We start from the raw sequence: 2,788 nt of genomic DNA, 5'->3' as shown, positions 1-2,788 counted from the left end.
TCTTTTAAATTTTCTAACTTTTTGTACAGCGGGGTGTAACTCGCACTAGTTTGTGCAATCTCTAACCCGTTAAAAAGTTTGCCCAGCTTCTCCAATTCTTTTTCTAAAGCGGAAACTAAAGCAATTTTTTCTTGGATAACCGTTAGGCTTTTACCCAGGCTTGCAATAATGAGTTCGCCTACTTGTTGAGTGCCTTCCAAAGGGCTAATCTCGGTTTTGGCAATAGCATTAAGGATTTTCATAGCATCGGAGCGCACTTTTTTTTCAATTAAATCGTCCACTTTATTTAAAGCAGAAGGAGCTATTAAAGTATGATGGTTTAAAAAATAAAAGTTAGTGTTTGCCCATAAAGAGGGATTCACCCACTTTTCAAACACTTTATCCACATGCACTCTCTTTAATGGTTTATTTTTTAGTAATGCATTAATAACAGTTCTAGGAATCCCCATTGTTTGCAGTTTGCCTATCGTTTCTTCCAGTGGCCTTTTTCTATCCTGTATATACTGGAAAGGATCATTTAATTCTTTTGCTAGGGCTTGATTCTCTATAAAAAGAGGAAATGTCTCTTTCCATAAGTTTTCAATTCCATCAGATGCGTAAATTTTATTGTCTAAAATAGCTTTAATGGTCTTTTGAAGTCTTTCTTCAGAGACATTTAGCTCAAGAAGCCTTTCTTTTAACGGAAGAGGAATTTCTCTTTGGTTATCACGCAATTCTCGTACTGCTTCCAATAAAGACTTTTTTAACTCTGGATGTTCTGTAGAGGAAGTAAATGTTTCTTTCCATAAGTTTTCAATTCCATCAAATGCGTGAATCTTATTGTCTAAAATAGCTTTAATGGTTTTTTGAAGTCCTTCTTTAGAGACATTTAGCTTAAGGAGCCTTTCTTTTAAAGGAAGAGGAATTTCTTTTTGTTTATCACGCAATTCTCGTACTGCTTTCACTAAAGACTTTTTAAGCGTATAAAGATAGGTATCATTCACTTCGGCAAATAAAGAATGGTGACAAGCTTCTGTGCCTGTTTGTTCTGAGCCGATGTAAAATTGTTTTTTGGCTGGTAGCCAATCAATTTGACATTCCAACCCAGAGTAAGCTATGCCCATGTGAAGAAAAAGAAGCAGTCGCACTTGCGCATGCATGTCGATTAATTCTGCAGGGGGATTTTCATTTTTATCACCATGATTGTTATAGGCATCCATTTCAGCAATGAATTGAGCAAGCTTCAAAGAAAGGGGTTTATCAATTTGGAAAAAGGGTTCTACAGCTTTTGCAATAAATTCTTTTGCATTGATATAAATTTCTCTGTTGCTCTCCAAACCAAAGGAAGAACGCTTTTCAAGTTTAGGTTGATTTATTTTATCATCTGCTTTGGATTTTGTTCCCCCTAGAAGGTATTGCGGCCGGAAAAGTTTCTTGATAAACTTTACTCTCTTTTTTAGTGCTTTTTTTGTTGGCAAACTTCTGTTGCTATTCAAAGAACTGGTATCTTCGGCTTCTAAAGCCTCTTCTTCTTCTTTTGTTCGCCTAGGCAATTTATGAGGGGGAGATGAGGTGGGCGTAGATAAACTTTGAATGGCGGTCTGAGCCGTTTCCTCAGTTTTTTGATGGATATCCTCGACTATTTTTTCCTTCCCTTTTTGTTTTCTTTTTTTTCCTTCTGCAGCTTGCGACGCAGGTTGTTGGATATTTTGTCCTTGAGATGGATGACTTGGAAAAGATCCGGTTGGGTTGACCATAGCTAAGCCCCCTTTTTTTCCTTCTATGGTGCAATTTGCATGCCAATCCAAACTGAAGATGAAAAAGTTGGTTTTTAATAGCGGAAAAATGGGCTTGATCTGAGAATGCGATAGAAAATCAAAACCAAGCGAATTCTCTATGAAAACATCTAGGTAAGAGAAGATAAATAGCCTTCAAAGAAGATGAAAAAATTCCTCTCCATTTAAGAGCCACTTTAGCAGATTATAAAGGGAGTGGATTTGATCGCGGACCTATGGCTCCAGCTGCGAATCACCGTTCAACTTTTGAAATAATGGAAGTTATTTTTTTTGACCAATATGTGCCCCCAGAGTTCTTCATTCAATAGAGGTTATTGGTCTAAATGGGAGAGATAGGTACGAAATTTGACAAAGACCTATCAAAACATCTATGTGATCACATCCCACACGTTTTTTAAAGTATTGAAACTAGAAAATTGTCAAGAAGAGTAAGAAATCAAGGCCTATATTTCACCGACTCAACTTATTTTATCAAATATGCCTTTAAGCGAATGTGAAAGCACCCTTGAAAATTAGAAAAATGTGCGGGATTGATTTTTTAACCTTTATTCATTTTTCAAAAAAATCTTTTGTAATTTATCTTAAAAAATTTTTATACTATACGATAAATACCATTAGCAATCTGTTGTTAGTATTTTGTTGATTAGTGATTAGTTTTAAATGATGTAGAAATGCCTAACCATCTTTTCAAGGATGCTGCAATAGAAAAATAACAGGGAAAAGAGACCCCAGCTTATATCTTTTAAATGATAAAATTTTTTCAAATATGCTTTCAAAATTTTAAATTGACAATTTAAAAAAGGTGGTAATTTTAGGATGACAAGCACCGACAAATTCAAATAAATTTTTAAGCTTTTTGGTTGCTGCTGTAAGAAACCAATAAATTAATTTTTGATTAAATAAATTTAAAAAATATAGGAGTAAAATGGGTGCATATTTGTCAGAAGCTTATGGGAGTGATTTCCCCTATCCACCAATACAGATTCGTTCCTATACCGGTGAAGAAATTAAAC

2 protein-coding genes and 1 pseudogene are annotated in these 2,788 nt (G+C 34.9%); 2 read left to right on the top strand and 1 reads right to left on the bottom strand.

The annotated features are described in order from the left end of the window. A partial coding sequence (locus tag BU804_RS10035) for a hypothetical protein (RefSeq protein WP_075883958.1) occupies nucleotides 1–1,736 on the bottom strand: 1,736 nt, incomplete at its 3' end. Between the two features lie 167 nt (nucleotides 1,737–1,903). Between BU804_RS10035 and BU804_RS17810 the strand changes: the two are divergent. After that, nucleotides 1,904–2,014, top strand: a pseudogene (locus BU804_RS17810) (DNA/RNA non-specific endonuclease); the annotation flags it as partial. A gap of 31 nt (nucleotides 2,015–2,045) precedes the next feature. Next, complete coding sequence (locus tag BU804_RS17805) at nucleotides 2,046–2,111, top strand: DNA/RNA non-specific endonuclease (RefSeq protein ID WP_445082304.1); 66 nt, start codon at nucleotides 2,046–2,048, stop codon at nucleotides 2,109–2,111. Nucleotides 2,112–2,788 lie beyond the last annotated feature (677 nt).

The sequence above is a fragment of the Candidatus Protochlamydia sp. W-9 genome (assembly GCF_001950615.1).
Lineage (GTDB): Bacteria > Chlamydiota > Chlamydiia > Chlamydiales > Parachlamydiaceae > Protochlamydia > Protochlamydia amoebophila.
This window is presented reverse-complemented; position numbering and strand designations above follow the sequence as displayed.